Raw genomic sequence first — 26,052 nt, 5'->3', positions numbered from 1 at the left:
CGTCATACGAACTGGATCGGCTAACATGTTATTCACCGCCAAGAAGTGGTTGCGGGGTCCAAATCGGATCGACAAGGTACAATCAATTGAGCGACATGATGTCGATCCCGTCACAGTTGCAGTTCTTCAGGGGCTACAAGAAAGCAAGATCGCAGCACGTGCTGACACGAAAGCGGTTGGCAGGGCGCAAAAGCGAGTTAGTTCATTGCGAGAAATGGCAGAATTGCCTGACACTCTCTCTTATCTTCTAGGAGAAATCGCGCGGTTCCCCAACGAAGAGAGGCTTCAACAGATGGCCGCGCAGGCACTCGAAAGGTTCCAAGACCCGCGTGCATTAGCCGTTTGGCGCGGCATCGACTCTCGATTTCTAAATTCGCGCCATGCATATGTACGCCTCTTGCGCTGGACCATACGGTTAGGCGGGACAGATGCCGGGCGAAATATCCACGCTGAGCGATACCCTGAAGAGCCCAAGCACTCTGAAGGCATGTTCGTATTTGCGCGTGCGCTAATAGAACTAAAAGACTTTGAAGAGGCAGAGCTAGCTCTATCGAAAATAACCCAAATGGCGGATGTTTCCGAGGCCATACTTCTTGACGTGGTGAAGCTATACTTATCCATAAACCAACCGCTTAGAGCGCGAGAAATCGTTAATGCGAGCCAGGATCGATTTGGCCTTACCGTAAAACATATAAGCGTCGCTTCACAGGTCGACGCGAATATATCTGCGCTAGAAAAGGCTGTCGAAAGCAGTAGCGGCGCAGACATTGATCCACAAGACTTTCTTATCGAACACGTCTTCAATGAAGCCAAGCGCCTCCGACCGAGCAGCCCAACGGACAATAAAGGATTTTTGGGGCACCTAATTCTTGTCAATGGCGGCCTTGGCTCCGGTGGCGCCGAGCGCCAGTTAACCAATACCGCTCTCGCAATCAAATCGGCTATGGAAGCGGGGCGCTCAATTGACGGGAATGACGTGATTGGCCCGGTTCAAATTCTATGTCGATCGCTCAATTCCCGCTCGGGGTCCGATTTCTTTGCTCCGCTGATGTCGGACGCGGGATTCAATGTTCACCAGTATGTGGAATTCGACAAGTTTGCCGGGCGACCAGGATGGTCATGCCTACGGGAGGTAATCCATTGTCTCCCCTACCTTCCATTTCCGATGCGTGAGGGCCTGGTTCAGGCGGCCGACGTTCTGCGTCAGGCATCGCCGGATGTCATACACATCTGGCAGGACGGGTCTGTATTGGCCTTGGGACTAGCCGCGCTATTCGCCAACGTACCGCGTATAGTGCTGGGTGTACGAACTTTGCCGCCGGTCGACCGAGCCGAACGAAATAAACCTGAATATAAAATCGTGTATCGGTTACTATTGTCCGCTCCGGGTGTGGTGATCGTCTCTAACTCCCTCGCAGCGGCTAAGCGTTACGAGGAGTGGCTCGATCTACCGCGCGGAACCGTCCGGATCATTCCGAACGGTTTGGAGCCGTTGTCTTTGGCCGCCGACGAGGCAACTTTGGCAATGGCGCGAGCCTTCAGTAAAAATAACCCCCGCGACTGCTTTACTGTTGGCTCAGCAATGCGATTTGACAACAACAAGAGGCCATTGGAGTGGATTGATATCGCGGCAACCTTCGCCTCATCTCGTCCCGACGTGCGGTTCATAATGGTCGGCGACGGACCGCTTCGTAGCGCAGCGATGAACCATGCTCGAAAGCTAGGCATTGAAGATCGGGTTCTTTTCACCGGACGATCGCAACATGTAGGCTTTTGGCTTTCGCAAATGGATGTTTTCTTGCTGCTGTCTCGGCATGAGGGTTTGCCCAATGTCCTCATTGAGGCTCAATACTCTGGGTTGCCTGTGGTAGCCACGCCCGCTGGAGGTTCCGGGGCAACTTTTGAAAACGGAAGAACGGGAACACTGCTACCCAGCATAGATAAGGTAGACCCGGAGCAGATTGCTAAGGTGTTGACTTCTTGGTGTCGTCCTCGTCCTGAGCAGAAGCTTTTGGCGGAGCAAATTCGGGACTATGCTACCGAACGTTTTTCAATTGACAACATGCTTGCGCTAACTCTCGAGGCCTACCTTAACTGACTAGGAACCGGCCATAACAGAGGCGGAAGTCCAACTCGGCAAGCTGTTTAGACGAAAGCGGCCATGTCTCCAAAACTCAAGAGAGTGTTACCGTTGATGTTAATCGGTTCGGAGTCACGCTCGGGTGATTTTGTGATTCGTGAGCGCGTTGGCGTGGCGGTTGGCACCGGCTGGACATGTCGGGAAACGGGAGCAGTGTTCAGGCGAGCGTCGCGATGTTGTGAGGTGGTCGCAACGCCAGCGCTCGAGCGGAAGCGCGTCAGCGCTACGCATGGGACGCCAATCCGGACGGGATTTGGAACCACATCGCGGGTTGCTGGAGCGGGTAGCCTCACAGTCGCGTTGGCGCTTGCCGAGCGCCGCATCCTGGCAGCCCTATATCGGTGTGGCGGGTGCTGAAAGAATTCAGCTTTAAAAAAACGCTGCTCGCCAGCGAGTAGGACAGGTCGGTGACTGCACGCGCCGGGCGCAACGGAGGAAGTACCGGGCGGGCTTGATCCACGGCGCACGCTGACCTTCCTGGCCGTGCTGCGCCGCGAACGCATCGACCCGCTCTGCATCATCGACGATCCCATCAATCGCAAGCTTTGGACCTGGGTCGAGCAGTTCCTAGTGCCGACAATCTCGCCCGGTGACATCGTCGTCACGGACAATCTTGGCAGCCCCAAGGGGCAAGCCACTCGTCGCGCCCATTCGCGCCGCGGTCGCCATGCTCTTCTACCTGCCGCTCCATCTACAGCCGAGCCCTCAACCCGATCGAGCAGGTCTTCGCCAAGCTCAAGCACCTGACACGAAAGGCTGCAAAACGGACAGTCGAGGCCGCATCGCGACATAATCGGAATGGTCTGCGAAAGCTTTCAAAGCGCCGAATGCGCAAGTGCCTACTTCTAGCGAGTCGCAGCGCAGGTTTGTACCATTATTGACCTGTGCCTCGCGAGGCTTGTGATTGTCATTGCTATAACATCAACTCCCGCATACTGTTAAAGGGGCAAGCAATGTTGGACGTGAACGCGGCACTCAAGGGAATTCCCTCTCCACAGAGCGCCGATTACCTTATCGAAATTCGGCAATTGATGCATGAGACCGGAACCGCCACGGGCGCGCGGCGCGTGGAGCCTCGCCTACGGGAACTGGTATCCGTTTGTCCGTTGGAATTTGATGTCAATTACAACCATGTCCTCGCCTTGGAGTTGTGTCGCACGAGGGATGATATGCTCTCGCTGTGGCTCCAGTTGCACGAACGGTTCCCTCAAGAACTCAAACCTTTGCGCTACATCGTCCGGTGGTTCTACCGGGAAAAGCGCGTGGACGAGGCGTGCGATTTCATCGAAGCCGTGCTGCCGTCCGTGCCGAAAGCCGCAGACGACCTCTTAGAAAAGGGAGAACTGTACTGCGAACTGCGTAAAACCGAGCGCGCTCAGACTTACTTCACGCAGTTTATCGAACGATTTCCAGAGGATATGCGCGGAAGGATATCTTATGCGCGCCGCCTTAAGGACTGGGGCAACAGTTTCGTGGCCCTGTCCGTTTTGGACGGCATTGATCCCGCAACTGTCGGCTCCCATGCCTCCGGGCAGTTCATTAAGGAGCTGCGCGATGGCATGGCGGTCCTTGCAAAACGCTATGACGATGATTCGGTCAAGTCGCGAGACACTTCAGGATTGGCCCTAGCTTTAGCGATCGAGAAGTACGCATCCAGACGCGAGGAGCCGACGGCAACGAACCGACTTGGGAAAGTCTCGCTTATTACCGGAAGCTTAGCAGCGGGAGGGGCGGAACGCCAGATAGCGCGCGTCGGCATTCGCTTGACGGATGCTTTCCGGATGAAAAGACCCCTCGCGGGCATCGTATTAACCGAGCCGTGCCATGTCGTGCTTAAATCGCTCAAGAGCGCGGAGGGATACGATTTTTTCCTCCCAGCCGTGCGTCGAAACGACGTGGAAACACGTGAGATCGATGATTTTCCTACTGTACGCATTCAAGACCTTGCCTTGGGCGACGACGAGATATCAACTCTTCTGCCAATGCTTCCCAAGTCTGCGCTCTATGGCGTCCAGAGGATGGTGAACTATTTTCGGGAGGAGAAGATCGAAGTCGCATTCATCTGGCAGGATGGGGCAGTCTTATTTGCCGCCTTGGCCGCGCTAATAGCGGGTGTTCCCCGAATCGTCGTCTCCGTTCGCGGCTTACCACCTTCACTGCGTGTACATTTGTTTCATCCTGCTTATCAAGATATGTATCGCGCACTCGCAGTGACTCCTGGTGTGCGCTTTTCCTCCAACAGTGAGGCGGCAGTGAAGGCGTATACGGATTGGCTGAAAGTCGACAACCTGCGTTTTAGCATTGTGCATAACGGCGTTCTTGTTCCGCTGCTTCCTGCCGCCGATGGCGATGTCGATTTGTGGCAACACTTTCAGTTGTCCAACGCTGATGCGACGACCACCATCGGCAGCGTTTTTCGCTTCGATACCGATAAGCGGCCCTCTCTCTGGATACATTTCGCTCATGCCTATCTTCAGCGCCATCCGCAGACGAAGATTGTGCTAGTCGGCGGTGGGCGCATGCTCAAGGAGGCAAAAGAGAAGGCCGCTCGCCTCGGCATTATCGATCGCGTACTATTCACTGGTTTATCCGACAATGTCGGTTTCTGGTTGAGGAACATGGATGCGTTCGTGCTGCTTTCCCGGTTTGAAGGCTTGCCCAATGCACTTATTGAAGCGCAGTTGTGCGGCGTTCCGGTTGTCACCACGCCGGCGGGCGGCGCGGCCGACACGGTGGTAGAAGGTATCACTGGCTGCGTCCTGTCGACAGTAGAAGATGTCGATCTGGAGGAATGCTGTGACAAGGTGGACGAGGTGCTTGCATTCAACCAGGCCGATCCGCAGGCGCTGGCCAGAATTCGTCTGATTGCCGAGGAGCGGTTTTCAACCGAAGCGATGGTGCTTCGTACCATCCAACTGCTCGCAGGAAACTACGAAGGTGACCCCCTAACATGAGTGTAGAAATCGCTGCCCAAAAACCTGACGCGAGAGCCGTCGCTGCGGCATCGGTCGGCATTTTGCGCGCCGGTCAGACCGGCAATATCGAAGAAGCGATCCACCTTGCTCTCGCCCACATCTCTTATGCTGCGGACTTTCCCCGGCTTGCGCAGGTGTCTCTGCAGGCGTTTTTGAAGGGTAGTCGCAACGATGCGGCGACACGATTGGTCGACAACGTAGTCGCAAAAGGCAAGGCATCGCCTGAAGTCGCCGTATTGGCCATTCGACATTTGCTTGGCTCTGATCGAGCCGGCGATGCCTACGCCTTTGCCCGCACTCTTCTTGAGGGCAACGGAAAGGTCGAACCTCGTCTCGCCGAAGCGGCGGCGCGCGCCGCTCTCGCCAGCGATAAACCGGTCTCAGAAGCATTGGAGATCCTTGAAAAGGCTAAAAGTTCGGCCGGCAACGACGGTATTTTCCTGCGTGCCTACGGCGAACTTCTGCTGTCTGCCGGGCGTTACGCAGAGGCTGTCGATGTCCTCGCCCCTATTGTATCGTTGAGGCCCAACACGACTAATACCCGGCTTCTTTTGGCCCGTGCTCTCAAGCATGCTCACCGGCTTGAGGAGGCGTGTACCGAGATGTTGACCGCTGTGAAGCTCGATCCCTCCGTAACGAACAGGAGCAGCGCAGTTGCCTTGCTGTTGCAGGTCGGGCGCGAAGCCGAGGCAAAGCAGCTTTATGGCGACATGGTGAGCGAACGGAAGAACAAGTTAACAAGGACTTTCTCCGCAGGATTGGCTGCGCTCGATGCACGTCTGGATGAGGTCAAGCTGCCGCAGAGGCGACTCGACTGGGCTTGGGAAATCGTGAGCCAGAAGCTCGGATACCCACCTTCACCCAATCGCGAGGACTGGGATCGGCGCGCAAAATGGGGACATCTTCTAGACAAACTTATCCAAGATTGGCTGGAGTGCTCTATTGATCAAGCTGGAGAGATTGCCAGCTTTTTCAATGTCAGCGATGCCAATAGAAACACCGTCATCGAGGCCCGTGACGAAGGCAAAGGCGTGTTGCTAGTCAGCGCGCATATCGGCCCAATGTTTGCAGGCCCTGTAGCCATCCACTCGTTTGGAACGCCCTACAGGTGGCTATCGTCAACGCCAAGAATTTTGACCACCGGCTTTGCGAATACCTTGATCTCCACGGCAGACTTAAACGAAGTTCAAGTGGCGCGATGTGTCATCGATTCGCTGCGTGCCGGCTGCCTCGTCACCCTCGCCGCCGACGGCGCGATGTCCCCCAATGCGCCACGCATCACCTGGGAGGGAAAGTCCATAACATATTCCCCGTTTTGCGCGATGCTCTCTTACAAGACCAAAGTGCCTACGATCTTTACCTCTCCCCTCTGGGCAGAAAACCAATTTCGGTTTGTTGTCAAAAGGCTGCCGACCGCCGAGGCAGGTGAGGGGTTGAGACAGTTTTCCAGTCGCTGGCAGCAAGCCTTCTTCGAGGAAGTGACGAATGTACTGGTAACGGGTCCAGAAAATCTACGCCTCAACGGCGGCCTCTGGCGCAATATTTGAGCGTCAACTTAGGCTCAGGACTCATTGATTGATCCAGAAGATGACGGTTGCTGCGATGCAGATTGCAGACATGAAGGTGTGCGCACAGCGGTCATACCCCACTTAAACACCGCCTGTAAGAATATGTTATTATATCAGCACGTTAGGCGCGCGCCGGCGCGTGTTACCACTACATTTTGGGGGTGATCTCAGGCGAGTTGTTCGTCGAGGTTGTGTGGCAGAGCGATGCCAGCTGGCGTTGGTGCATGGGTCCGGACTTGAGCGGATGTCGATCTTTGAAGCGGCAGACTATGCCGTGGCCGCCTTGCGGCGGGCGGATTTCGGGCGTGCGCAGGCAAGCATGCGGTTGAGGACGGCGCAGCCGATGGCGACTTCGGTCTGCTGAACGGGAAGCGACCGTGCCCGCAAACGCCGCCCGATGGTGGACTTGTATCGCCCTATGGCGGTCTCGACCAGCGAGCGTTTGCCATAACCGTTGGAGACCTGCCATTTCATCCGGCCGTCTCTGCCGATTGCGGCGATATGCTGCTCCCTTTGGCCGGCAGGTCTTATCGTCGAATGGTTCGACCGCGTTGGCACGAGGCGGAATGACGATTGCGGCGGCAGCGCTATGATCGATGACTGCGTCGTAAGTCGGGTTTCCGTCATAGGCGCCGTCAGGGCGTTGTCACGTTGTTTGCAATGTGGGCGCGTGAGGCCGATACCGCGCTTTTCAGGCAGGCCGTGCACTCACGGCTTCCCACGCGGCCATGGCTTGGCGTCGATGGGTTCGAATTTGTGCGGCGGAGCGGTTGGTCTGGGATGGGACGAAGAGATTTCGAACGGCGGAGAAGATCGACACGAAATGCTGCAATGAGCCGACCGACCGGAAACCCTGTCGCGTTCGTTCCCGTTTTCGGAACGGCAGGTGAGAATTCTCCGCCCGGTTGTTCAAGCCTTTATGCGAGCGGTGTTCCACGTTCGGCATGACCTGGCGTTGGGCCGCCCCGTAGGAGCGCAGTTTGTCGGTGATCATACGCTTTGGCGGCAGACCCTGCTTCTTCAGAAGTCGCGTCAGCAGGCGCCGGGCGGCCTTGGTGTTGCGACGCGTCTGGACAATCTCGTCGAGCACATATCCGTCCTGATCAACCGCTCTCCACAACCAGCATTTCTGACCGTTGATGCGCACCACGACTTCATCCAGGTGCCAGACATCGTCTTTCGTCGGCGACTTGCGGCGTATGCGGCGCGCATAATCAGGGCCGTGCTTTCGGCACCATCGGCGGATGGTCTCGTAGGAAACGACGATCCCGCGTTCGAGCAGCATTTCCTCGACATCGCGCAGGCTCAGATTGAAGCGGAAGTAGAGCCAAACAGCACGGGCCACGATTTCGATCGGATAGCGGTGGTTCTTGTAGGTCGGTGCACTCACGGTCATGGGCGCGCTGCTACCTCAATTTCCTTACCCCTCAATCAATGTGACACCACCCGCCCACGACCTTGCAACGGCAATTGCCGAGACCATCGTCCGGGACAGGTTCGAGGGCAGGATGAAGCGTGTCCTTGATCAAAGCGAGATCGAAGAGTGGGCCGTAGCGGAGATTACGGCGACGTCTCCGCTCACGGTACTCGATCTGCGGACCACGGGCCTCCTCAGGTTGGGAGTCAGCACTGACGCCGCTCGAGCCAAAAACCATTGGCGAGGGCGACAACTCAGCGCGGCGATTCATGGCGCCTTCGCGATTGACGGCCTGCTTTATGCATCCCGTCTCACATCCGCCGAGTGTGTGGCCGTTTACGATAGAGCCATTGAGGGAAAGCTGGGCGCGTCACCAGCAACAAATCTAGTGCGGCACCCAGACCTGATAGCTGCTCTGCAGTCTATTGGTGTCTCCCTTCGAGGAGGTGCCTGACGATGGCCGGGAACATTACGTCGGTGAATTTCTCGGGACGTTTCAAGAAGCTGAACGGAACCGTCGCACTGACCGCAACGCGCGCGGACATTATCCGGTCACTGCTGACCGTGGGGTATCCGAGCCGAAGGGCGGCCGTGCGCGTCGTGGGTAGGTGGAGGGAACGAATGCTGGTCGCCATGGCGACTGGCTATCTCGACAATGCGCTAAACACGACGCTTTACTTCCGCAATCTCGAGCAGTCGGAGAAGGTCGGTGTTTCGTTCCTGCTCGGCGAGGCATTCACCCATTGGTACGCGCAAGACAGGATGAAGATTGAATATCTCGTCCATGTGGGTGGGCTATCGAGTTGCACATGGACTTCACCGACTACTCCGCTTACCCCGAAGACGGGCGCGTCCCTGCCAGCCGCATTTCATCGGCATACGCCGCACGGAGAGTCATGTCTTCGAAAGCAAGGGCCGGATTCGGCGGCCGGCGGCAAGTGCTGTGAGCAAGGCGCTCGGGCAAGTGTCCGCCCTTCATTCGGTCAATGGCAAGGCGCCAAAGACCCGGTGTGCAAGTTTCTTCATGCTCAGGAGCGCCGGTACCGAGGGGTTCGGTGTCCGACCCTCCCGTTGACGGCAAGGGCTGCGGAGTCAACTTCGACGTTCTCGAAGCGCTCACCAAGGCATATTCCTTCGCGCCGATAGTGGCGCCCGCGGTGTGCGCGAGGTCGTCAACTTCTTTTCCCGCAAGACTTTGCGCATCCGGGATGGCCCGGCGTAGCCAGGTCGGCACCGTTGCCATCAAGGGGGCACCAACAAGCGTGGCGTGGTGGCGCGGAGAGGGTTTGGGACGCAGAATCATCGAAAGCACGATGAATCACGACGGCGCTTTTGGCAACAGAAATGGACAAAAAGCGCAGCGCCTGTCGTGCTACGAACACGATCGATAATGTTGCATTATCGTTCGTAATTGCGCTAGGGTGAGAAATGGCCATTTTCGTCGCGCAAAAGCCCGAAAAACACGTCGACCCGACCTCCGGACCGTCCCACGGCACGGCCGCCGTCATCGATCATTCGCCGGCGGAGGCAGTCGCCGACGATCTCCCCGATATCATCGATGTCGTCCTCGCCATGGGACAGCCGTCGGACGATTTTTCGGGGGAAAACACGGCAGCGGCGGCGCCGCCAATTGTCAGCCTTCCGGCTCACCTGGAAGGGCTCGCCGAGCGCGCTCGCGATTACGTCGAGGCAGCAAGCTCGGCCAACACCCGGCGCGCTTACGCCGCCGACTGGAAGCATTTTTGCGCCTGGGCGCGCCGCCAGCATCTCGATGTGTTGCCGCCAAATCCCCAAACCGTCGGGCTCTACATCACCGCTTGTGCGTCGGGAAAGGTAACAGGGGATAAAAAACCGAACGCCGTTTCGACGATCGAGCGCCGTCTCTCTTCGCTGACCTGGAATTTTTCTCAGCGTGGCCAGCCGCTTGACAGAAAGGACCGGCATATCGCCACCGTCATGGCCGGCATTCGCAACAGCCACGCCTCCCCTCCCCGGCAAAAGGAAGCCATTCTGCCTGAAGACCTGATTGCCATGCTGGAAACGCTGGACCGGGCCGGCTTACGCGGCTTGCGTGACCGCGCCATGCTGCTCCTGGGTTTCGCCGGCGGCTTGCGCCGCTCCGAAATCGTCGGTCTCGATGTCGGCCGCGATCAGACCGAAGACGGTCGCGGCTGGATCGAGATTTTTCCCGACAAGGGCGTGCTGGTGACGCTGCGCGGAAAAACCGGCTGGCGCGAGGTCGAAATCGGCCGCGGCTCGTCCGATGCCACCTGCCCCGTCGTCGCCCTGCAGACTTGGCTGAAGCTGGCGCGGATCGCCCATGGCCCCCTCTTCCGCCGCGTCACCGGGCAAGGCAAAGCGGTGGGCGCCGAGCGGCTCAACGATCAGGAGGTGGCGCGGCTGGTCAAACGCGCGGCGTTGGCCGGCGGCGTGCGCGGCGACCTGTCCGAAGGGGATCGCGCCACAAAATTCTCGGGCCATTCCTTGCGCGCGGGCCTTGCTTCCTCGGCCGAGGTCGACGAACGCTTTGTGCAAAAACAACTCGGACATGCCTCGGCTGAAATGACTCGCCGCTATCAGCGCAGACGCGATCGTTTCCGTGTCAATCTCACCAAAGCATCAGGCCTGTAGGACGAAACGACCCCTCCCCTGCCGTTCGGATGCCCGAGTGCGTTATCGCCAGGATAGCTGGTCCTTCGGCAGCCGACCGCTCGGGTCGAATACAGTTACCTTGTGCGGCAGATCCGGACCCCAGTCCCAAAGGACCAGGTTGCGATCCTCCATCTCAGCACTTGGCGCGAAGCTTGGGACCACAATGCCGGCAATGTTTCGAGACCGCAGCCGGTCGTAGATGGACCAGGACGCCGGGCGCTCTCCGTCGCTAAGCGCCGTCGCCCAGGCGCAGGCCATGTCTTCGAAAGCGACAGAAAACTCTCCCCTCCCCTCTTGCGTTGTCAGATCCGCGATGTCGTTACAGTCGATCTCATAGGAACACAGCACGCACGGATCGATCCGCTGCGCGAAGCCCTGGTTGGCCTCCTTGATCGCTGTCATGAGGGTCAGTGCCAGATAGAGCGCCGGCACGCCTTTGGGATTGAATCGGGCGCCTCGGATTGCCGCCCCTTCGCCGGAAGTCGGCTTGAATGCCCAACGTGGATCGTGTGCGCGGTAGCAGGTTCTGACGAACCTCACGCAAACCCGCCAACGGCCATGTGATCGAGATAATCACGCACCGCAGCGGCCTTGCCGTCCTTCACCAGCGCTTCAGCAGTGCGTCCGCCAAATGCTGGAAGCGGCTGAGCTCGGTACCAAGCCATCGCCTGCTCCTTGCCGCCCGCCCAATCCGTCACGCGGCTGATGATCTCAAGCATCTCCCGCAGACGCCCCTGTGTCTTAACCGTAGCGCTGCGCTCTGACCGATAAAGGGTCTCGCGAGCAAGACCGGCGGTCTGGGCCAACTGGCCCTTTGACATGCCAAAACCGTCCGCGACCTGCTCGATCGCAATCTTCCCGTTCCGGTCCATATAGGACAAGATGAGAGGTCCGTTCTGCTCGGGGATCTTGAGTGCGTGGGCCACAGAATTCATCCTACCATATTGAGAGTCATATTTCGTGTGCAAAAGATATGGCAGTTCTCGACAGTTTTCAAGTCCAGGACCGACCAATTCAAGCTGCTGCCACCGCCCTAGCACGCACGCGGATCAAGCTGACCGTGCGCGCGATCATGTCGAGGCAGCAAGTTCGGCAAACCCCCGTCGCGCCCATACCACCGACTGGAAGCATTTTTGCGCCTGGTGCCGGCGACAGTCGCTTGATCCGCTGACGCCAGACCCAAAAATCGTCGGCCTCTACATCACGGCCCACAGGACTCGGGAACGCCAAGAGACAACAAGCGGGTGTCGACCATCGAGCGCCGCCTGTCGTCGCTGACCTGGAACTATATGCGACGCGGTCAACCGCTCGACCGGAAGGACCGGCATATCGCCACCGTGCTCGCCGGCATCCGCAACAGACACGCCTCCCCTCCCGTCAAAAGGAAGCCATCCTGCGCGACAATCTTGTTGCCATGCTGGAAACACTCGACCGCGGCACACTGCGCGGTCTGCGCGACCACGCCATGCTGCTTTTGGGCTTCGCCCGGCTTGCGCCGATCTGAAATCGTCGGCCTCGATGTTGCGCGCGATCAAACCGAGGACGGTCGCGGCTCGATCGAATTCTATCCAGACAAGGGCGTGCTGGTTACGTTGCGGAGCAAGACCGGCTGGCGCGAAAACGAAATTGGTCGCGGCTCGTCCAACACCACCTGCTTGGTCGTCGCCCCGCAGACTTGGCTGAAGCTGGCCCGCATCGCGCATGGCCCCTCTTCCGCTGCGTCGCCGGTCAGGGCAAAGCGGTGGGAGCCGAACGGCTGAACGATCAGGAGGTGGCGCGGCTGGTCAAACGCGCGGCCTTGGCCGCTGGTGTGCGCGGGGATCCTTCGGAAGGCGAGCGCGGCCAAAGTTTTCCGGGCATTCACTGCGCGCCGGCCTCGCCTCCTCAGCCGAGGTCGACGAGCGCTATGTGCAAAAGCAGATGGCCACGCCTCGACGGAGATGACACGCAAGTATCAGAGACTGCGTGACCGATTTCGAGTCTATCTAACCTAAGGCGTCATTGTAGGGTCTGGTTCGCCCCCAACCGCAGGTGACTCTGGATGCGTCAATCCAGTTCCCAGCTGGGAACTCAAAGTACGGGTGGTGCGTGCTAGGCTAGAGTTGTGCGAGAAGTTTGCTTTTCGATACGTCCTCAGGATCCTTCACCAACACTTGGACCCAGAGGGAAGTTGCCTGGCGACTGCAGCAGCCTCTTGCTTGCCTCGTCGTCGACCCACCGGGGAGGGTGCGTGGACGGACGCCCACGTGCCAAACGGTGTTGATTGCTGTCAAATCGCGTGTGACGGCTGGCGACAAATCCTTTTCGTTGAAGTGCCATTCACAGGAACCCGCCCGGAAAGAATACCTTATTGCAGGAAGGGGTCCTGGGGCGTCTAACTGGCCAGCCTTGTAGAGGCTATCACCGAAGCGACATCGGAAGTGGGTGGCATGGCTGCATCACAAACACAACCCATCGTCTCCGACGCGAAGGACCTGTGCGAGCTCCGTGCCTGCCGTCACAACGGGATTTTCGCCGCCGCCCCAATGTGGCGGTCTCTCTCCATGCGCCGAAGCTACCCACGCTGTTGTAGGTCGCTCGCCTCCGTACGCGGAAGCTAGAGGCCAACCGGAACACCGACGTCGACTATGTGCGAGAACAAAGCGGGCAACGGGCTTGCCCGTGCGCCCATGCTCCAGCTTCATAGCTGCAATTTTCAAGACCTGATGCGCAACTTTGACGGTACAGGAAGCCCGCGATCACGAAAAGTTCCCAGCTGGGAACCGCCTTATGTCCATTTGCCCGAATTCTCCGAATCGGGCATAAGCCCAGTAACGGGAAAACCGCGTAATTCGAAAAGTTGGCGTAGTTGGCGTGGCGTTAACAGCTTGTTAACCACAGTCGCTATCAATAGGCGCTGGGTGCAAGAGGAGAATCTGGGTGACGCGGCATCTAAGTAGCCTTCAGTTCATGAATACCTTCTCGACGAAACTCGAGAAGGCACTCAACAATCTTTCGCTGGCTCAGTATCCTCCTGACGCGGTTCGCACGATGCGCAAATTCACTTCGACGGAAGTGGCAGCATTGCTAGGAGTGACCGAAGCTTACATACGGCAGGTCTCCTTAAAAGGGCAGGGACCCGAGCCAGAGACAACGACCACCGGAAAGCGCCTATATTCCGTGGAGCAGGTGCTGGACCTACGGATGCACCTGGCGGAAAAGGCGCGGAAGAAATGGATCAATCCTCGTCGTGTTAAGGGCGAGGATTGCCAGATCATCGCGATCACGAACTTCAAAGGTGGATCGTCCAAGACAGCGACCACTATTCACTTGGGTCATTGGTTGGCACTACGTGGATATCGTGTTCTCGCGGTCGACATGGATCCCCAGGCGTCGTTAACAAGTCTGCAGGGAGCGTTACCCGGATTTGACTACCGAGAAGGTGACACCCTTTACTCGGCGATTCGGTTTGATGATCCGGTGCCAACGGAAAAGATTATTCATCAGACGCATATCATCGGATTCGACGTCATCTGCGCCGGTCTTGAGCTAACAGAATTCGAAACGGCCGTTACCCTTGAGATGCGCAAGAGCGGAGGAACCAGTTTCCTGCTTCGAGTGTCACAGGCCCTCGAACAGATCGTCGATAGCTACGATATCGTTCTTCTCGACTGCGCGCCGTCACTCAATTTCCTGACGCTTTCGTCGCTCACTGCCGCTACCGGAGTCCTAATCCCAGTACCAGCGCACATGCTCGATGTTGACTCCACAGGGAAGTTTTTGGAGCTGGCCGCATCTTATATGCAAATCCTGGATGAGGCTGGTGCAGGCGCGCGTTGGGATTTCGCCAAATTCCTCATCACAAAGTTTGAGGCCAACGACCACCCGCAAGCCAACATGCAGGCCCTAATGCGCCAAGTGTTTGGCGAGGATCTACTTCTGAATTCGGTCTCCAAATCCACTGCGGTAGCGGACGCTCTTACTTGGAAGCAGAGCCTCTATGAAGTGCAACGATCGCGGTTCTCGGCACCTAAAACTTATGATCGTGCAATCGAATCGATCAACGCCGCGAACGCGGAAATAGAAAGCCTCATCACAATGGCATGGAGGCGTGAACAGTGAGCCGTAAAGATTCTAAGGGCATGTTTGCTGCTGTTTTGGGGCAACTCGGGGAGGAGAATTCGGAGGAGGGGGTTAGCCGCCGCACATCATCGCCACACCTGATGAAGGTGGCGGCTGGTGTTCGCCAAATGCAAGAGCGTAGCGATATCGCCGACAAGTTACTGAAGTCAGGCGAACAGATCATTGAACTCGATCCCGACAAAATACGGCCGTCATCTATCACCGATCGATATGATGACGCCTACGAAGTTTCAGCCATTGCTGAGATCACAGAATCCATGCGGGAGCGCGGTCAAATTGTCCCTGGATTGGTTCGGCCAGTACAAGGCAAGGATGGCGAGTTTCAAATCGTCTATGGTCGCAGAAGACTAGCGGCGGCTAAGCAGCTTGGGATCGGATTCAAAGCGGCCGTCCGCGAGTTAACTGATGAACAAGCAGTCATTTTCCAAGGCGAAGAAAACACTGCTCGAGAGGATCTCTCATACATTGAAAAGTGCGCTTTTGCGCTTGCGCAGCAGGAAGCGGGCTACAAACGGGACACCATCTGCGCTTCGTTGTCGACAGGAAAATCGCATGTCTCCGAGATGATCAAAATCGCCTCCTCTGTCGATAAGGAGATACTGCAATCGATTGGTAAAGCTCCCGGGATTGGTCGAGGACGATGGCAGGAATTCTCGAACCGCTATTCCATCGACGGCTCACTCGCAAAAGCTTCCGATCTTGTTCGCAAAAACAAATTCCGCGAGGCAACGTCCGACGACAGATTCATTATTCTGCTTGAGACGCTGCCATTGGATCGTGATGCGATCAAAGACCCTGCGGGTCCGGCCAAGCCATCAAAGCCCACGATTGCTATGAAATCCTGGGCTGCTCCAGACAAAACAGTGAGCGTCAGCCTCAAAGACAACGGAAAAACTACCATGATTGCGGTGGGAGAGGCTGAAGGATCGCGTTTCGCAGCGTTTATCGCCGGACAACTGGACGACCTGTTTGAGGCCTTTCGGAAGTCCTCCACGAAACAAGGAGTCTGAAACCGCAAAAGAAAAAGGCCCCCAAACGGCAAGCCGTGGAAGCCTCTCTCTGAACTAAGCACTCTGAGAATCGCATCTCCACGAATCACTGTCAAGAGTCATTGGCGTCGTTTTGGCGAGCAGGTTTCTTTTGCCTGATAGAGGGTGAAAGAAAATGGAGACGGGTATTGCAACGACGCCCTTTGGGCGGCGGCCGATGTCGCTTGCCATGCTGGCAGCGCAAAACGATTCACGTGAAATCCCCAAGGGCAGGGTCGTCGACAAGTGGCAGATCTACCGCAACCTGTGCGAGGGCAAGAGCGTCGTCGGCATTGGCGATCGCGCTTTGGCCGTGCTGAATGCGTTGATATCATTCTATCCTGACAGCGAATTGAGTGAGGAAAACGACCTCATCGTCTTTCCCTCGAACGCACAGCTGTCGCTCAGGGCGCACGGAATGCCTGAGCCCACCGTCAGGCGGCACCTGGCGGCTCTTGTTGACTGCGGGCTGATCATCCGTCGGGATAGCCCGAACGGCAAACGTTACGCCCGCAAGGGCCGGGGAGGGGAGATCGAGGAAGCATTCGGCTTCTCCCTGGCGCCCCTGCTGGCCCGTGCTTACGAGTTCGAGGCGGCGGCCGAGCGTATTCGCGCCGACAAAAGGGCGCTCAGGCTTATGCGCGAGCGGATCACCTTGCACCGCCGTGACATCCACAAGCTGATAGAGGCGGCCCTTGACGAGGATGTCCCGGGAGACTGGGGAGGCCTGTGGAAGCGTTTCCGCGGCGTTGTGGAGGCAATTCCGCGCCGAGCTTGTATTGCCGAGCTCGAGCCCATCGTTGCCGATCTGGCCGCCTTGCGTGATGATGTGGATAAGCTGCTGGAAATCCATATGAAATCCACGAATCCGATCGGCAATGACTCTCAAAACGAGCGGCAGCAATCTGATTCAAATACCGACTCTATTCTTGAATTTGAACCTGCTTTAGAGAAAAGCGGGGCAACGGCCGAGCCCAGGACGAGGACCGCAGAGGCGCCGAAAACATACCCGCTGGGGATGGTGCTGAAGGCCTGCCCCGAAATTGGGGATTATGCCGTCGACGGCATCGGCAATTGGCGCGATCTCATGATAACCGCCGCTCAGGTGCGGGGATATCTGGGCGTTTCGCCGTCAGCGTATGAGGAGGCTTGCCATGTGATGGGCCAGGAGGTCGCGGCGATCGTGATTGCCTGCATCCTACAAAGGGCGCAGCACATCAGCTCGGCCGGCGGCTATCTGCGGGTACTGACCGAAAAAGCGACGGCAGGGCAGTTCTCAGTCGGGCCGATGCTGATGGCGGCGCTCAAGGCGAACGGGGCGACGGCGAGGATGACGGGATGACGGTCGCCAATCCCGCAGCTTATCGCTTTGCGTTTAGTTCAAGCGCGAGAGAGCGGTCTTGTCGATCGTTAGCGCCACGGCAGGCCAAGCTCGCCGCCACGCGGGAGTGGCCGTCGGTGATGCGCGCCGCGATTCTGCTCGAGGCTTGGCAAAACATCGAAGTGCTGCAGCACGCCGCCTGGCTAGGGCCGCCACTGGTGGCCGCGCTCCTGCGGCAGGAAGGCGCTTGCCGCGCACCATCGCTCCAGCCTGCATCTCGGCGCCAAAGACATTCCGAGGGAGCGGCGGCAGGCGCGCAATCGGAGCGATCGCCTGCTGGCCTCTCTCGATGCCATTCACGATGCAGCAGTGGCCTGAAGGAGCATGACTGTCTCGTGCTGGCGAAAAGCCAGATGGAGCGGCGGCTCAAACAACGGCGCTCCAACTCGAAATTGGCCGACCTGGTCGAACTGGTGGTCTCGCGGCCACTTGTCTCGACAAGCCTGATCCAGGACGGGCTGAAGGTGACAGAACAGCGAGCGCTCAACCTGGTCGGCGAGCTCGACCTGCGCGAGATGACGGGCAGGGGAAATTTTCGGGCATGAGGAATTGTTTAGTCCGCAGCCATTCGCTACTAACTTTACGAAATTATCGAACTTGACGAACTTTCGATTTGCAACCATATTGGTGCCAGCAGGAGGTTGTCATCATGGTCGCTCCAAAACGCAGCAATCATAGCGGGACCGCATCGCAGGCGGGAGTCGCCACCCTGAGCTTCACGACAAAGCTTCCGGCACAGGCAGACTTCAAGAAGGTATTGCTCGAACGCTATCAGGAAGCGATCGCACGCAGCCGCAAGATCGGCCACCGCGTATCGTTTCGGGTAGAGGTCGATCCGGCGGCTGATGCGCAGACGATCACGCCGGTCGAAGAGCAACCGATCGCTTCGGACGATACCTTTCCCGTCGAGGACGCGGGCATGCCCGATGCCGAACTCGAGGCGGCTCTTGCCGGAGCGCGCGCGCGCGGCCGCAAGCGTGTCGCCGAAATTGTCGCCGGCGAGGAGATGCTGAGCGCGGATGCCTTTGCCAAGCTGCTTGGCACGTCGCGCGTGACGGTCAACGCCAGGCGGCAAAGCGGACAGGTGCTCGGGATCGATGGGGCCAAACGTGGTTTCCGCTTCCCTGTCTGGCAACTCGACAAGGACGGTCGTCCCTTCGGCGCATTGCCGGCGTTGCATGCCATGTTGGGCAATAGTGCCTGGGCCGTCTATCGGTTTCTGGTGTCGCGCCATGGTGCCCTCGATGGGCGGACCGGCCTTCAAGCCCTTCAAAAAGGCGATGACGCCTCGGTTTTGGCCGCGGCGGAAGGCATGGCCAGGGGCGATTTCGACTGAATGCCCGGCGTTCCACCTCCACCCGATTTCGCGCGCGCAAAGCTCGAAATCGAGACCATACCGCGGGGTCGGTCGTTCGGTCGGATCTATTGGAGCACCTATCCTGATCCATTGGGGTACGGGAAGTCGCCGAGCCGGTTCAGCGATCCTCGACGCCGTCTTGACGCCAACCGGTTTGGCGTTCTTTACCTCGGTGACTCCCTGAAGGTGTGCTTCCTAGAGACCGTGCTACGCGACCGCCGCGAAGGAATCCTTGACGATCTTCCAATAGAGGAGGTGGAGCTGACCCGACGGCGCTACGCGGAGATCGCGACCACGACAGACCTACGCCTGGTCGATCTCAGAGGCGACAATGCCGTTCGGACGGGTGTGCCGACCGATGTCGTTCGGGCACAGCGCCAGAACCTGGCACGCCGGTGGTCTCTGGCGTTTCACAAGCACCCATCTGAGCCCGACGGGATCATTTATCCCTCGCGCCTCAATGAGGCGACCAATCTTGCCATTTACGATCGCGCGGTACCGAAGCTTCAGGCGAAGCATGTTACGGCCCTTCTCGGCGCGCGAGGGCTGGCTCAGGTTCTGGAGGATTTCAGAGTGGGGTTGGTGTAAAGATCCAGCTCGGATCCGTATCGCTTGGCGAGAGGGCTGTAGCGCCAGAAGCGTCCACTAAGCCGGAGCAACCGAACGACCGGTGTGGGGCCGAGAGGGGACTGGCCGGTTCTGGGAAGCCGAAGATCAAAGCTGCCATTCGTTCGCGCAGTCGAACATCTGAGCAACTCCCGTTCATTCCATGTGGTCGCCGCCTCGCCACCAATATTTAGGAAATCGTTCTTCCTCGATTGCCATTGATTCCAATTGGCATAGACCTCAGTATTGAACAGACTGCTCTGGGAGGGGACCTAGCATTGGCATCTGACGAAATCATTTTGCGCTGGGCCGGCGGAACAGCATGAGCGGCATCACGTCCCAATTCTCTGCAGCAGAACCAGGTCTCGGCTATATCTTCCAGTCCAGATATGCCCTGCTCAGGATGTTTGATTTGCCTGAGGATGGCGAAGTCTACATCGAGCGGAACGATGACGTCGAGTTCGTTGCGGCAGATGGCCAGGTGTCGCTGGGCTCGCTCAAGCACAAGGCCAAGGGTGAGAGCCTTTCCGATCTTTCCGTGGATTTCTGGAAGTCGGTTCGGGTGTGGGTGAGTTATTATAAATCGTCGGGCAGGTCGGGTTCCAACGCCAGGTTCATCCTGTACAGCACCGCCAGCGTCTCCCCAGGTTCGTTCTTGCAACATTTCGTTGGTGCAGGTGGGTCGAGTGAACTCCGCGCCACCGAGGCCGCCAGCGCCCTGGCCTCCAGCGTGTCCAAGGACATCGACAAGGTGAAGGCAGACCTCGAAGGCCTCACCACCGTCGAGGCCCAGGATTTCTACGGGCGCATCACGATCTCGCCGAGCACTCCGCGGATCGATGATATCCCAGCGCTGATCGACCAACGACTGCGCACGACCAGAAAGGAGGATCGCGAGGCCCTATTCTCCCGGCTGGAGGGGTGGTGGTCGGATTTGGTGATCCTTGTCCTCACTGGCAAGGCAGGGCCGTCTATAAAGGTCCAGGAAGTCTCTGATAAGCTAGAGCAGATTCGAGTTACTCCGGGTCATACCCGGCTGCCTCGAAGTAGTTTCGGCATTCGGCCGGTTTGAAGGCGTCGAGGCAGTCGGCGATGACGGACCAGAGTTGATCGATGGAGCGGGCGGCTGCTTTTCTGAGTAGGGCTTTGAGCTTCGAGAACGCCATCTCGATGGGATTGAAGTCGGGCGAATATGGCGGCAGCAGCAGAAGCCGTGCGCCGGTCCTTTGGATGGCCTCGCGAACGCCGGTGATCTTGTGAGCCGGCAGGTTGTCCATGACGACGATGTCGCCGGGAGAAAGTTCAGGCGCGAGCACCTGTTCGGCATAGGCCAGGAAGGCGGCGCCGTTCATCGGCCCGTCGAGCAGCATCGGTGCGGTCAGGCCGTTCAGCCGCAGTCCAGCGGTGAAGGTCGTGGTCTTCCAATGACCATGAGGAACCGGCGCACGGCAGCGTTCGCCACATTTGGCCCGCCCGCGCAGCCGCGCCATCTTGGTGGAGGCCGCAGTCTCATCAATGAAGATCAGCTTCTCGGGGTCGAGATCGAGCTGGCCGTCGAACCAGGCGCAACGGCGCGCCTTGACGTCGGGGCGCTGTTGTTCGCTGGCATGCGCCGTCTTTTTTTAAACGTGACGCAGCGCCTGTCGAGAAACATCCAGATCGTCGAAGGAACCACGCGCACGCCATGCCCGGCCGCCAGCCTCTCGGCAATCTCCGCCAGAGTGATGTCGGGCGTCTCCTCGATCAGGCCGAGGATGAAGGCTTCGTGAGGATCAAGCTTCGAGCGCGACGGTTGGCCCTGCTTGCGTGCCGCCATCTCACCCGTCTCGCGATAGCGGCGATACCAGTTCCCCGCCGTAGCAATCCCGATCCGGAACCGGCGTGCTGCCTCCCGCGTCGAAACACCCTCCGATATAGCCAAAATCACCCGACCGCGAAGGTCCGCACTCAAGCTGCGTGTCATCGTCATCTCCCTGCAAATCACAGGGAAAATGAAACAGACTTCCGCCACCGCGTGAATCCCAAATGTGACTCGGCGTTCACGGAAAATGCTCTAGTGCTCCTGGCAGAACAGTTCAGATCGGACAATCTGCCGATCGATTTCCAGAACAAGAAGCCCGGCGACATCGATCCATCCAACGACAAACGCACGTTCGTTATCCAGCTCCATGCCCTAAAGCTTTCGGAGAAGAGGATACAGCACGCAATCATCGACTATTATCGCGCCTTCGAGCAGCGTTCCCTCTGGGCGCGTGAACGATTGGTCATAGCTGGCGAAATTGAGGAATACGAAGATCGCCTGGTAGAGGAGTGGGATAGGCACAAGGCCATCCTTTGCGAGAAGATCAACGAGGGAAGCCACGATGACGCCTGTGTCGAGGCGGGCAACGCGCTTTATCTGTGGGCGCTGACCAACACCTCACACCTGCGGATACGCGAGAGGGTCACCGAGCCCTACGTTGTGCGAGGCGCCTTTCAGATGCTGGCCAATGACCGACCTACACCGAGGGTGCATTGGCATCCGAGGTTTCTTGAACGCCTCGTCAAGATACTGGAGGCGGCAGCATGAAGCACTGGGACAGGCGACCGATCGAGGTAAGAAACCTCTTCAATCCGGCCTTCTGTGGGCTCGTACTATACAGGGCCATGGCCACGTTTCAGGAGATCGATGACAGGGGCATGCCGTTCTCCATGTCATTGTTGATCCTGCCGTTGACGTTGCAGCGGCAGTCGCGTGAAGTCATCCAACGTGGCAATAAGAATTTTCTGCTCAAGGTCATCGCCGATCATCCGGAATTGCAGGTCGATTTTGGCCAACGGTGCATCGACATTTTCCCATTCACGCTTGAGGCTTTGGGAGTGCTCAACAGTGTCGGCACGATGAGCGTGCAGTCCGAAGGACGGCTAATCGTAGTGGGCGATGGCGTTAAAAAGACCGTCACCGGCACGGAGGAATCCAAAGCCACTCAACGCGCCGCGGCTTTCCTGGGCAAGCAATTTGCGCGCATTGGTCACAGCAGCACCATTTATTCAACCATGGGCATACGGCCATGAAGATCAAATCCATCCACATCTACAGCGATGATGGCCGCCGCCGCGATTTGCAGTTCCAAGATGGGCTCAACGTCATTACTGGCCAGTCTTCCACCGGCAAATCCGCACTTTCGGAGATTATCGAGTACTGCATGGGACGGTCGACCTTCAACGTCCCAGAAGGTGTTATTCGAGATAAGGTGGCCTGGTATGCTGTTATTTATCGCTTCGCCGGCGAGGAGGTCTTGGTGGCCAAGCCCGCGCCGGCACCGGGCGCCCTGAGCGCGAGCAGCGTTATGATCAGGCGCGGCGCCGACGTCCAAGCCCCTGATCACGATGAGCTTGCGATCAACGACAACGATGATGGGGTGGTTTCGCTACTATCTCAGTTGCTGGGTATTCCCGAGAACACCACCGAGGTGGCCATCGAGAGCAGCCGGGAGAGCTACGACGCCAACATCAAGCACACCCTCTACTACCTGTTCCAGAAACAGGGGATCGTCGCGAACAAGGACCAACTTTTCTACCGTCAGAATGAGCCGTTTCAGCCTCAAGCGATAAAGGACACGCTACCGATCCTGCTGGGCGTCTCCGGTCGAGATAAGTTCACCTGGGAAGGACAACTGCGTGCCGCTCAGCGTGACCTTCGGCTAAATGCGAAGCTGGTCAATCAGGCTCGGGATGCAATCGACAATTCGGAACAACGGGCCATAGGGCTTTTATCCGAGGCCAGGGCGGTAGGAATTCCTGTTCGAGGCGATACTGGAACCGATGTCATCCAGATGCTCCGCCAGGCCCTCGATTGGCAGCCTCAGTCCGTGCCGGATGACGACAGTGACCGCGTATCATCGATCGAGGATGAACTCGCTTCAATGCGCGATCGCCGCCGTGAGATCCAAAAACAGATTGAAAGCGCCGAACAGTTCGCGAAGCGGGCGAATGGTTTTGAAGGAGAAGTTGTGGAGCAGCGCGACCGGCTCACCTCGATCAAAGCGCTTCCGTTCAACAAGGCGACCGGCGAGTGGCAATGGCCGTTTGCCCAGGCGAATCTGGGTATCGAAACGCCAATCGCAAAAGCGATGCTGGCCGAACTCGAAAACCTTGACCGTGAGCTTGCTGCTGTAACGGGCGAACGTCCGGCGCTTGAGGCATTCCTTTTGGGGCAGCGAAGGGAGGTCACCATCCTGACCGACGACATGCGTGGCAAGGAACTGGAACTGTCATCTGCTATCTCCACAAACGAGATCATCGCCCAGATGGGCAATAGGAATAACGCGGCGTCCCGCGTCGTTGGTCGAATCAGCCTTTTCCTCGAAAATTTGGCCACGGACGACGAACTGGAGCGGCTTTTAAGCGAGGAACGCAGGCTCAAAGCTCACATTGCCGATATCGAGGGCAGGCTTGGCGCGGACGATTCCGAATCCAAGTTAGTGGCGACGCTTAGCAACATCGCTATGCATATGTCCGGTTACATTAAGGACTTGAATGGTGAGTTCAGCCAATATCCAGCACGATTGGATATGCACAATCTGACTGTAGTAATAGATCGTCCGGGTAGGCCGGTCTACATGAACAAATCCGGGGGAGGAGCCAGCCATCTCGCTTACCATTTGGCGGCGCTTTTATCCCTGCATCGCTTCGCCGCGGAGTATGGTCAACCTATTCCAAGATTCATGGTGATTGATCAGCCGACCCAGGTCTATTTCCCGTCCGAGAGTGCATACCGGGCTGCTGGCGGGTCCGTTGAGCAGACCGAGCAGCAGCAGGACGCTGATCTCAATGCGGTTAGACGGCTTTTTGAATTGCTTGCGCGCTTCACCACCAAGGACGTGCCTGGATTTCAACTGATCGTAACCGAACACGCCAATCTTCGCGATGATTGGTTCCAGGCGGCCCTAGTTGAGGATCCGTGGACCAAGCCGCCGGCGCTAGTGCCGGATGACTGGCCAGAGATGCCTTTGAACTAGGCGTGTTCTGACCCAGCGCTATTGCGATGGATCTTTGCGCTCACGGCGCAGCGCTTCGCATGGTCCGCGAAATGTCAGCTGTCGGGGTGCAGCGGGAGACCGTTGAACGTCTTTGAGCGCGAAGCTGACCCCCCCGCCTTTTGGGGCAATTTTGCACCCCGAAGTACATCCTGTTCGACCGCCTGTAGGAGTTCGTTGAAGGGCATGGCCCGGCCGAACAGGTAACCCTGGCCTTCGGGGCAGCCGAGACGACGAAGCGTCGCGGCCTGCTCTCCGCTCTCAATTCCCTCGGCGACGAGTTTGAGGCCAAAGCCCAGACCCAGGCTGACGATTGCCTTGACGATGGCTGCGTCGCCGGCGCGGGTCGCCATTCGGTCAACAAAGACGCGGTCGATCTTCAGACGCGTATGGCGACTGGAACGGTAAAGTGGTTCAACGCGACCAAGAGCTTTGGCTTCATTCAGCCCGACGGTGGTGGACAGGATGTTTTGTCATATTTCTGCTCTCGAGCGCGCTGGCGTGTCGACGCTCGTGGACGGCCAGAAGGTCAACTATAGGATAGAACAAGATCGGCGGACCGGCAACCTGAGCAAGGCTGGCTGAACCAGCCATGTGATTTAGGCAAGCGCATCAGGCACGCAAGCTTCAAGCTTCAGTGCACCAAGCGGATAGGTCTGGTGGCCTACCGGCGCGTCGTTGAAGTGTCATCTTTGCTAACCCATATGCGCGGTGCGTCGGATGTTTCATCCCATTCGTCTGGCGCGTTCCCCTCTGGAGGTTTTGACCTTCATACCTGGCCGGACCCTTGGTTCGGCCTTTTTCTTGCGCGCGAGAAACTGGAAAACTGGGGCGACGAAGTCCGGCCACTGATTGGCCATCCCGCTACCAAGATCGTCCAATATCGCGTTGCCGGTTCACCGGTGAACTGAGAACCATGGTCAGAGCTGTCAAGCCAACGGCTTATCTTCGCCAGCCCGGCAGGCGAAGACTTGTACATGGCCGCTTTCTCGGCCTGCCGGTCTCTCCGGTCATGCAGGCTTGTCGAAGACCATGGGCAATCCACGTTTAGACGCCATCTCGACGACCAGTTTTTCGATTGCTAGATCGGAAAGGCGGGTCTGCAGTGTCGTACGAATCCGCTTGACCAGTTCGTGCACCGGCAAAGGTGCGAGATCCTCGGCATCGTCGAGAAGCCGACTGACTTCAATCACAACGTCAGCATCGATGTCGCCCGGCAAATCTCGCATATCCCATCTCCGATCGCGTTACTTACGGTCTTCCTGACCAATGTCGCTTAAGATGAACGTCGGGTTGTTTCCCGCGATGGCAGGACTCGATGCTCTGTTGCCGGCTGAACAAATCCCGGTATCGCGGTGCTGACTTGAAGCTCAACTTTTCACAGCCACTTTCGAAGCCATTGAGGCTACTATCAATTTGGACCTCAGTCGCTGCGTAGGATGTTTGCTTCCAACGCCGCTGCGACGAAGGCCCGTCTCGCAACCGGCGTTTGAGCTTCACCGCGCAGAACCTGAAGACATGCATCCATAGCCAGTTTTCGCTTCGTCGTCTGATGGGGGAAACTGCGCAGCAGGATCGCGGCTGCGTCGTTCACGTCGAATATGACGCGCTCACGCTCCTGCCGGCCAACTTGCACCACCACGGGCCGGACGAACCTGCTCGACATGCAATTACACTTTCAATTCAGACCATGACACGGACTTCGCGTATCATGACGTTGGGTCAGTTTATACAGGTATTGGCTAGGCACCGAAGAGAAACAATCTCGAGAGAAGTTGCCTGTCCAAT

21 protein-coding genes and 5 pseudogenes are annotated in these 26,052 nt (G+C 57.9%); 18 read left to right on the top strand and 8 right to left on the bottom strand.

The window, feature by feature from the left end:
• Positions 1-25 precede the first annotated feature (25 nt).
• The 3 genes from HB777_35445 to HB777_35435 all read left to right on the top strand — a co-directional run bounded on the left by HB777_35445 (position 26) and on the right by HB777_35435 (position 6,662).
• Complete coding sequence (locus tag HB777_35445; protein QND69107.1) at positions 26-2,098, top strand: glycosyltransferase; 2,073 nt, start codon at positions 26-28, stop codon at positions 2,096-2,098.
• A 995-nt stretch (positions 2,099-3,093) separates the two neighbouring features.
• A complete protein-coding gene (locus tag HB777_35440; GenBank protein QND69106.1) occupies positions 3,094-5,094 on the top strand; it encodes a glycosyltransferase in 2,001 nt (666 codons plus the stop codon).
• Entirely contained in the window at positions 5,091-6,662 is a 1,572-nt protein-coding gene (locus HB777_35435; GenBank protein QND69105.1) for a tetratricopeptide repeat protein, read from the top strand. The genes HB777_35440 and HB777_35435 overlap by 4 nt, the downstream gene beginning before the upstream one ends.
• A gap of 288 nt (positions 6,663-6,950) precedes the next feature.
• On the opposite strand, the pseudogene HB777_35430 reads toward HB777_35435, so the two are convergent.
• Positions 6,951-7,320, bottom strand: a pseudogene (locus tag HB777_35430) (transposase).
• A 54-nt stretch (positions 7,321-7,374) separates the two neighbouring features.
• Positions 7,375-8,079, bottom strand: coding sequence for an IS6 family transposase (locus HB777_35425; protein QND69104.1), 705 nt, complete (start codon positions 8,077-8,079; stop codon positions 7,375-7,377).
• Between HB777_35425 and HB777_35420 the strand changes: the two genes are divergently transcribed.
• Entirely contained in the window at positions 8,078-8,554 is a 477-nt protein-coding gene (locus HB777_35420; GenBank protein QND69103.1) for an RES family NAD+ phosphorylase, read from the top strand. The genes HB777_35425 and HB777_35420 overlap by 2 nt on opposite strands.
• 974 nt (positions 8,555-9,528) lie before the next feature.
• Positions 9,529-10,731, top strand: a complete 1,203-nt coding sequence (locus HB777_35415; protein ID QND69102.1) for a site-specific integrase — start codon at positions 9,529-9,531, stop codon at positions 10,729-10,731.
• A gap of 42 nt (positions 10,732-10,773) precedes the next feature.
• Here HB777_35415 and HB777_35410 read toward each other — a convergent pair whose 3' ends face one another.
• Complete coding sequence (locus HB777_35410; GenBank protein ID QND69101.1) at positions 10,774-11,292, bottom strand: RES family NAD+ phosphorylase; 519 nt, start codon at positions 11,290-11,292, stop codon at positions 10,774-10,776.
• Positions 11,289-11,678, bottom strand: a complete 390-nt coding sequence (locus HB777_35405; GenBank protein QND69100.1) for a DUF2384 domain-containing protein — start codon at positions 11,676-11,678, stop codon at positions 11,289-11,291. Before HB777_35405 ends, HB777_35410 begins: the two co-directional genes overlap by 4 nt.
• 654 nt (positions 11,679-12,332) lie before the next feature.
• On the opposite strand from HB777_35405, the pseudogene HB777_35400 reads away from it, so the two are divergent.
• From HB777_35400 to HB777_35365, 8 genes and pseudogenes are all read left to right on the top strand, one after another.
• Positions 12,333-12,696 (top strand): annotated as a pseudogene (locus tag HB777_35400) (hypothetical protein).
• 975 nt (positions 12,697-13,671) lie between these two features.
• A complete protein-coding gene (gene repA / locus HB777_35395) occupies positions 13,672-14,853 on the top strand; it encodes a plasmid partitioning protein RepA (protein QND69099.1) in 1,182 nt (393 codons plus the stop codon).
• Positions 14,850-15,884, top strand: a complete 1,035-nt coding sequence (repB, locus tag HB777_35390; protein ID QND69098.1) for a plasmid partitioning protein RepB — start codon at positions 14,850-14,852, stop codon at positions 15,882-15,884. Before repA ends, repB begins: the two co-directional genes overlap by 4 nt.
• A gap of 154 nt (positions 15,885-16,038) precedes the next feature.
• Positions 16,039-17,244: a replication initiation protein RepC gene (locus tag HB777_35385; GenBank protein ID QND69097.1), complete on the top strand. Its 1,206-nt coding sequence runs from the start codon at positions 16,039-16,041 to the stop codon at positions 17,242-17,244.
• Positions 17,241-17,828: pseudogene (locus HB777_35380) on the top strand (DUF1612 domain-containing protein). Before HB777_35385 ends, HB777_35380 begins: the two are co-directional and overlap by 4 nt.
• Positions 17,829-17,932: 104 nt before the next feature.
• The gene (locus HB777_35375; protein QND69096.1) at positions 17,933-18,619 is read left to right on the top strand and encodes an XRE family transcriptional regulator; all 687 of its coding nucleotides are present in this window, start codon (positions 17,933-17,935) and stop codon (positions 18,617-18,619) included.
• A complete protein-coding gene (locus HB777_35370; GenBank protein ID QND69095.1) occupies positions 18,620-19,228 on the top strand; it encodes an RES family NAD+ phosphorylase in 609 nt (202 codons plus the stop codon). It begins immediately after the preceding gene.
• A gap of 340 nt (positions 19,229-19,568) precedes the next feature.
• Positions 19,569-20,318, top strand: a complete 750-nt coding sequence (locus HB777_35365; GenBank protein QND69094.1) for a hypothetical protein — start codon at positions 19,569-19,571, stop codon at positions 20,316-20,318.
• On the opposite strand, the pseudogene HB777_35360 reads toward HB777_35365, so the two are convergent.
• Positions 20,263-21,209 (bottom strand): annotated as a pseudogene (locus HB777_35360) (IS630 family transposase). The gene HB777_35365 and the pseudogene HB777_35360 sit on opposite strands and share 56 nt — an antisense overlap.
• Before the next feature lie 93 nt (positions 21,210-21,302).
• Between HB777_35360 and HB777_35355 the strand changes: the two are divergent.
• Genes HB777_35355 through HB777_35345 form a run of 3 tightly spaced genes read left to right on the top strand, consistent with a single transcriptional unit; the run spans position 21,303 to position 24,246 of the window.
• Entirely contained in the window at positions 21,303-21,815 is a 513-nt protein-coding gene (locus tag HB777_35355) for a hypothetical protein (GenBank protein ID QND69093.1), read from the top strand.
• Positions 21,812-22,300 carry a hypothetical protein gene (locus tag HB777_35350; protein QND69092.1) on the top strand — a complete coding sequence of 163 codons (489 nt, stop codon included), beginning with the start codon at positions 21,812-21,814 and terminating at the stop codon, positions 22,298-22,300. The genes HB777_35355 and HB777_35350 overlap by 4 nt, the downstream gene beginning before the upstream one ends.
• Complete coding sequence (locus HB777_35345) at positions 22,297-24,246, top strand: DUF3732 domain-containing protein (GenBank protein QND69091.1); 1,950 nt, start codon at positions 22,297-22,299, stop codon at positions 24,244-24,246. The genes HB777_35350 and HB777_35345 overlap by 4 nt, the downstream gene beginning before the upstream one ends.
• Positions 24,247-24,320: 74 nt before the next feature.
• On the opposite strand, the gene HB777_35340 is transcribed toward HB777_35345, so the two are convergent.
• Positions 24,321-24,617 carry an EAL domain-containing protein gene (locus HB777_35340; protein ID QND69090.1) on the bottom strand — a complete coding sequence of 99 codons (297 nt, stop codon included), beginning with the start codon at positions 24,615-24,617 and terminating at the stop codon, positions 24,321-24,323.
• A gap of 36 nt (positions 24,618-24,653) precedes the next feature.
• On the opposite strand from HB777_35340, the pseudogene HB777_35335 reads away from it, so the two are divergent.
• Positions 24,654-24,849: pseudogene (locus HB777_35335) on the top strand (cold-shock protein).
• 74 nt (positions 24,850-24,923) lie between these two features.
• The gene (locus tag HB777_35330) at positions 24,924-25,175 is read left to right on the top strand and encodes a hypothetical protein (protein QND69089.1); all 252 of its coding nucleotides are present in this window, start codon (positions 24,924-24,926) and stop codon (positions 25,173-25,175) included.
• A gap of 99 nt (positions 25,176-25,274) precedes the next feature.
• On the opposite strand, the gene HB777_35325 is transcribed toward HB777_35330, so the two are convergent.
• Complete coding sequence (locus tag HB777_35325; GenBank protein ID QND69088.1) at positions 25,275-25,493, bottom strand: hypothetical protein; 219 nt, start codon at positions 25,491-25,493, stop codon at positions 25,275-25,277.
• A 194-nt stretch (positions 25,494-25,687) separates the two neighbouring features.
• Entirely contained in the window at positions 25,688-25,930 is a 243-nt protein-coding gene (locus tag HB777_35320; GenBank protein ID QND69087.1) for a DUF982 domain-containing protein, read from the bottom strand.
• Positions 25,931-26,052 lie beyond the last annotated feature (122 nt).

The organism is Mesorhizobium loti (assembly GCA_014189435.1).
Classification (GTDB): domain Bacteria; phylum Pseudomonadota; class Alphaproteobacteria; order Rhizobiales; family Rhizobiaceae; genus Mesorhizobium; species Mesorhizobium loti_G.
Note: the sequence above shows the minus strand (reverse complement) of the source record. Positions and strands in the feature narration are given on the sequence as shown.

Bases quoted from the DNA above. Each gene is read 5' to 3' on its own strand.
- HB777_35340 (QND69090.1), bottom strand. From the start codon at position 24,617: ATGGCGACCCGCGCCGGCGACGCAGCCATCGTCAAGGCAATCGTCAGC.
- HB777_35445 (QND69107.1), top strand. From the start codon at position 26: ATGTTATTCACCGCCAAGAAGTGGTTGCGGGGTCCAAATCGGATCGAC.
- HB777_35420 (QND69103.1), top strand. From the start codon at position 8,078: ATGGGCGCGCTGCTACCTCAATTTCCTTACCCCTCAATCAATGTGACA.
- HB777_35320 (QND69087.1), bottom strand. From the start codon at position 25,930: ATGTCGAGCAGGTTCGTCCGGCCCGTGGTGGTGCAAGTTGGCCGGCAG.
- HB777_35345 (QND69091.1), top strand. From the start codon at position 22,297: ATGAAGATCAAATCCATCCACATCTACAGCGATGATGGCCGCCGCCGC.
- HB777_35325 (QND69088.1), bottom strand. From the start codon at position 25,493: ATGCGAGATTTGCCGGGCGACATCGATGCTGACGTTGTGATTGAAGTC.
- HB777_35375 (QND69096.1), top strand. From the start codon at position 17,933: ATGGTCGCTCCAAAACGCAGCAATCATAGCGGGACCGCATCGCAGGCG.
- HB777_35415 (QND69102.1), top strand. From the start codon at position 9,529: ATGGCCATTTTCGTCGCGCAAAAGCCCGAAAAACACGTCGACCCGACC.
- HB777_35385 (QND69097.1), top strand. From the start codon at position 16,039: ATGGAGACGGGTATTGCAACGACGCCCTTTGGGCGGCGGCCGATGTCG.
- HB777_35425 (QND69104.1), bottom strand. From the start codon at position 8,079: ATGACCGTGAGTGCACCGACCTACAAGAACCACCGCTATCCGATCGAA.
- HB777_35350 (QND69092.1), top strand. From the start codon at position 21,812: ATGAAGCACTGGGACAGGCGACCGATCGAGGTAAGAAACCTCTTCAAT.
- HB777_35435 (QND69105.1), top strand. From the start codon at position 5,091: ATGAGTGTAGAAATCGCTGCCCAAAAACCTGACGCGAGAGCCGTCGCT.
- HB777_35365 (QND69094.1), top strand. From the start codon at position 19,569: ATGAGCGGCATCACGTCCCAATTCTCTGCAGCAGAACCAGGTCTCGGC.
- HB777_35370 (QND69095.1), top strand. From the start codon at position 18,620: ATGCCCGGCGTTCCACCTCCACCCGATTTCGCGCGCGCAAAGCTCGAA.
- HB777_35440 (QND69106.1), top strand. From the start codon at position 3,094: ATGTTGGACGTGAACGCGGCACTCAAGGGAATTCCCTCTCCACAGAGC.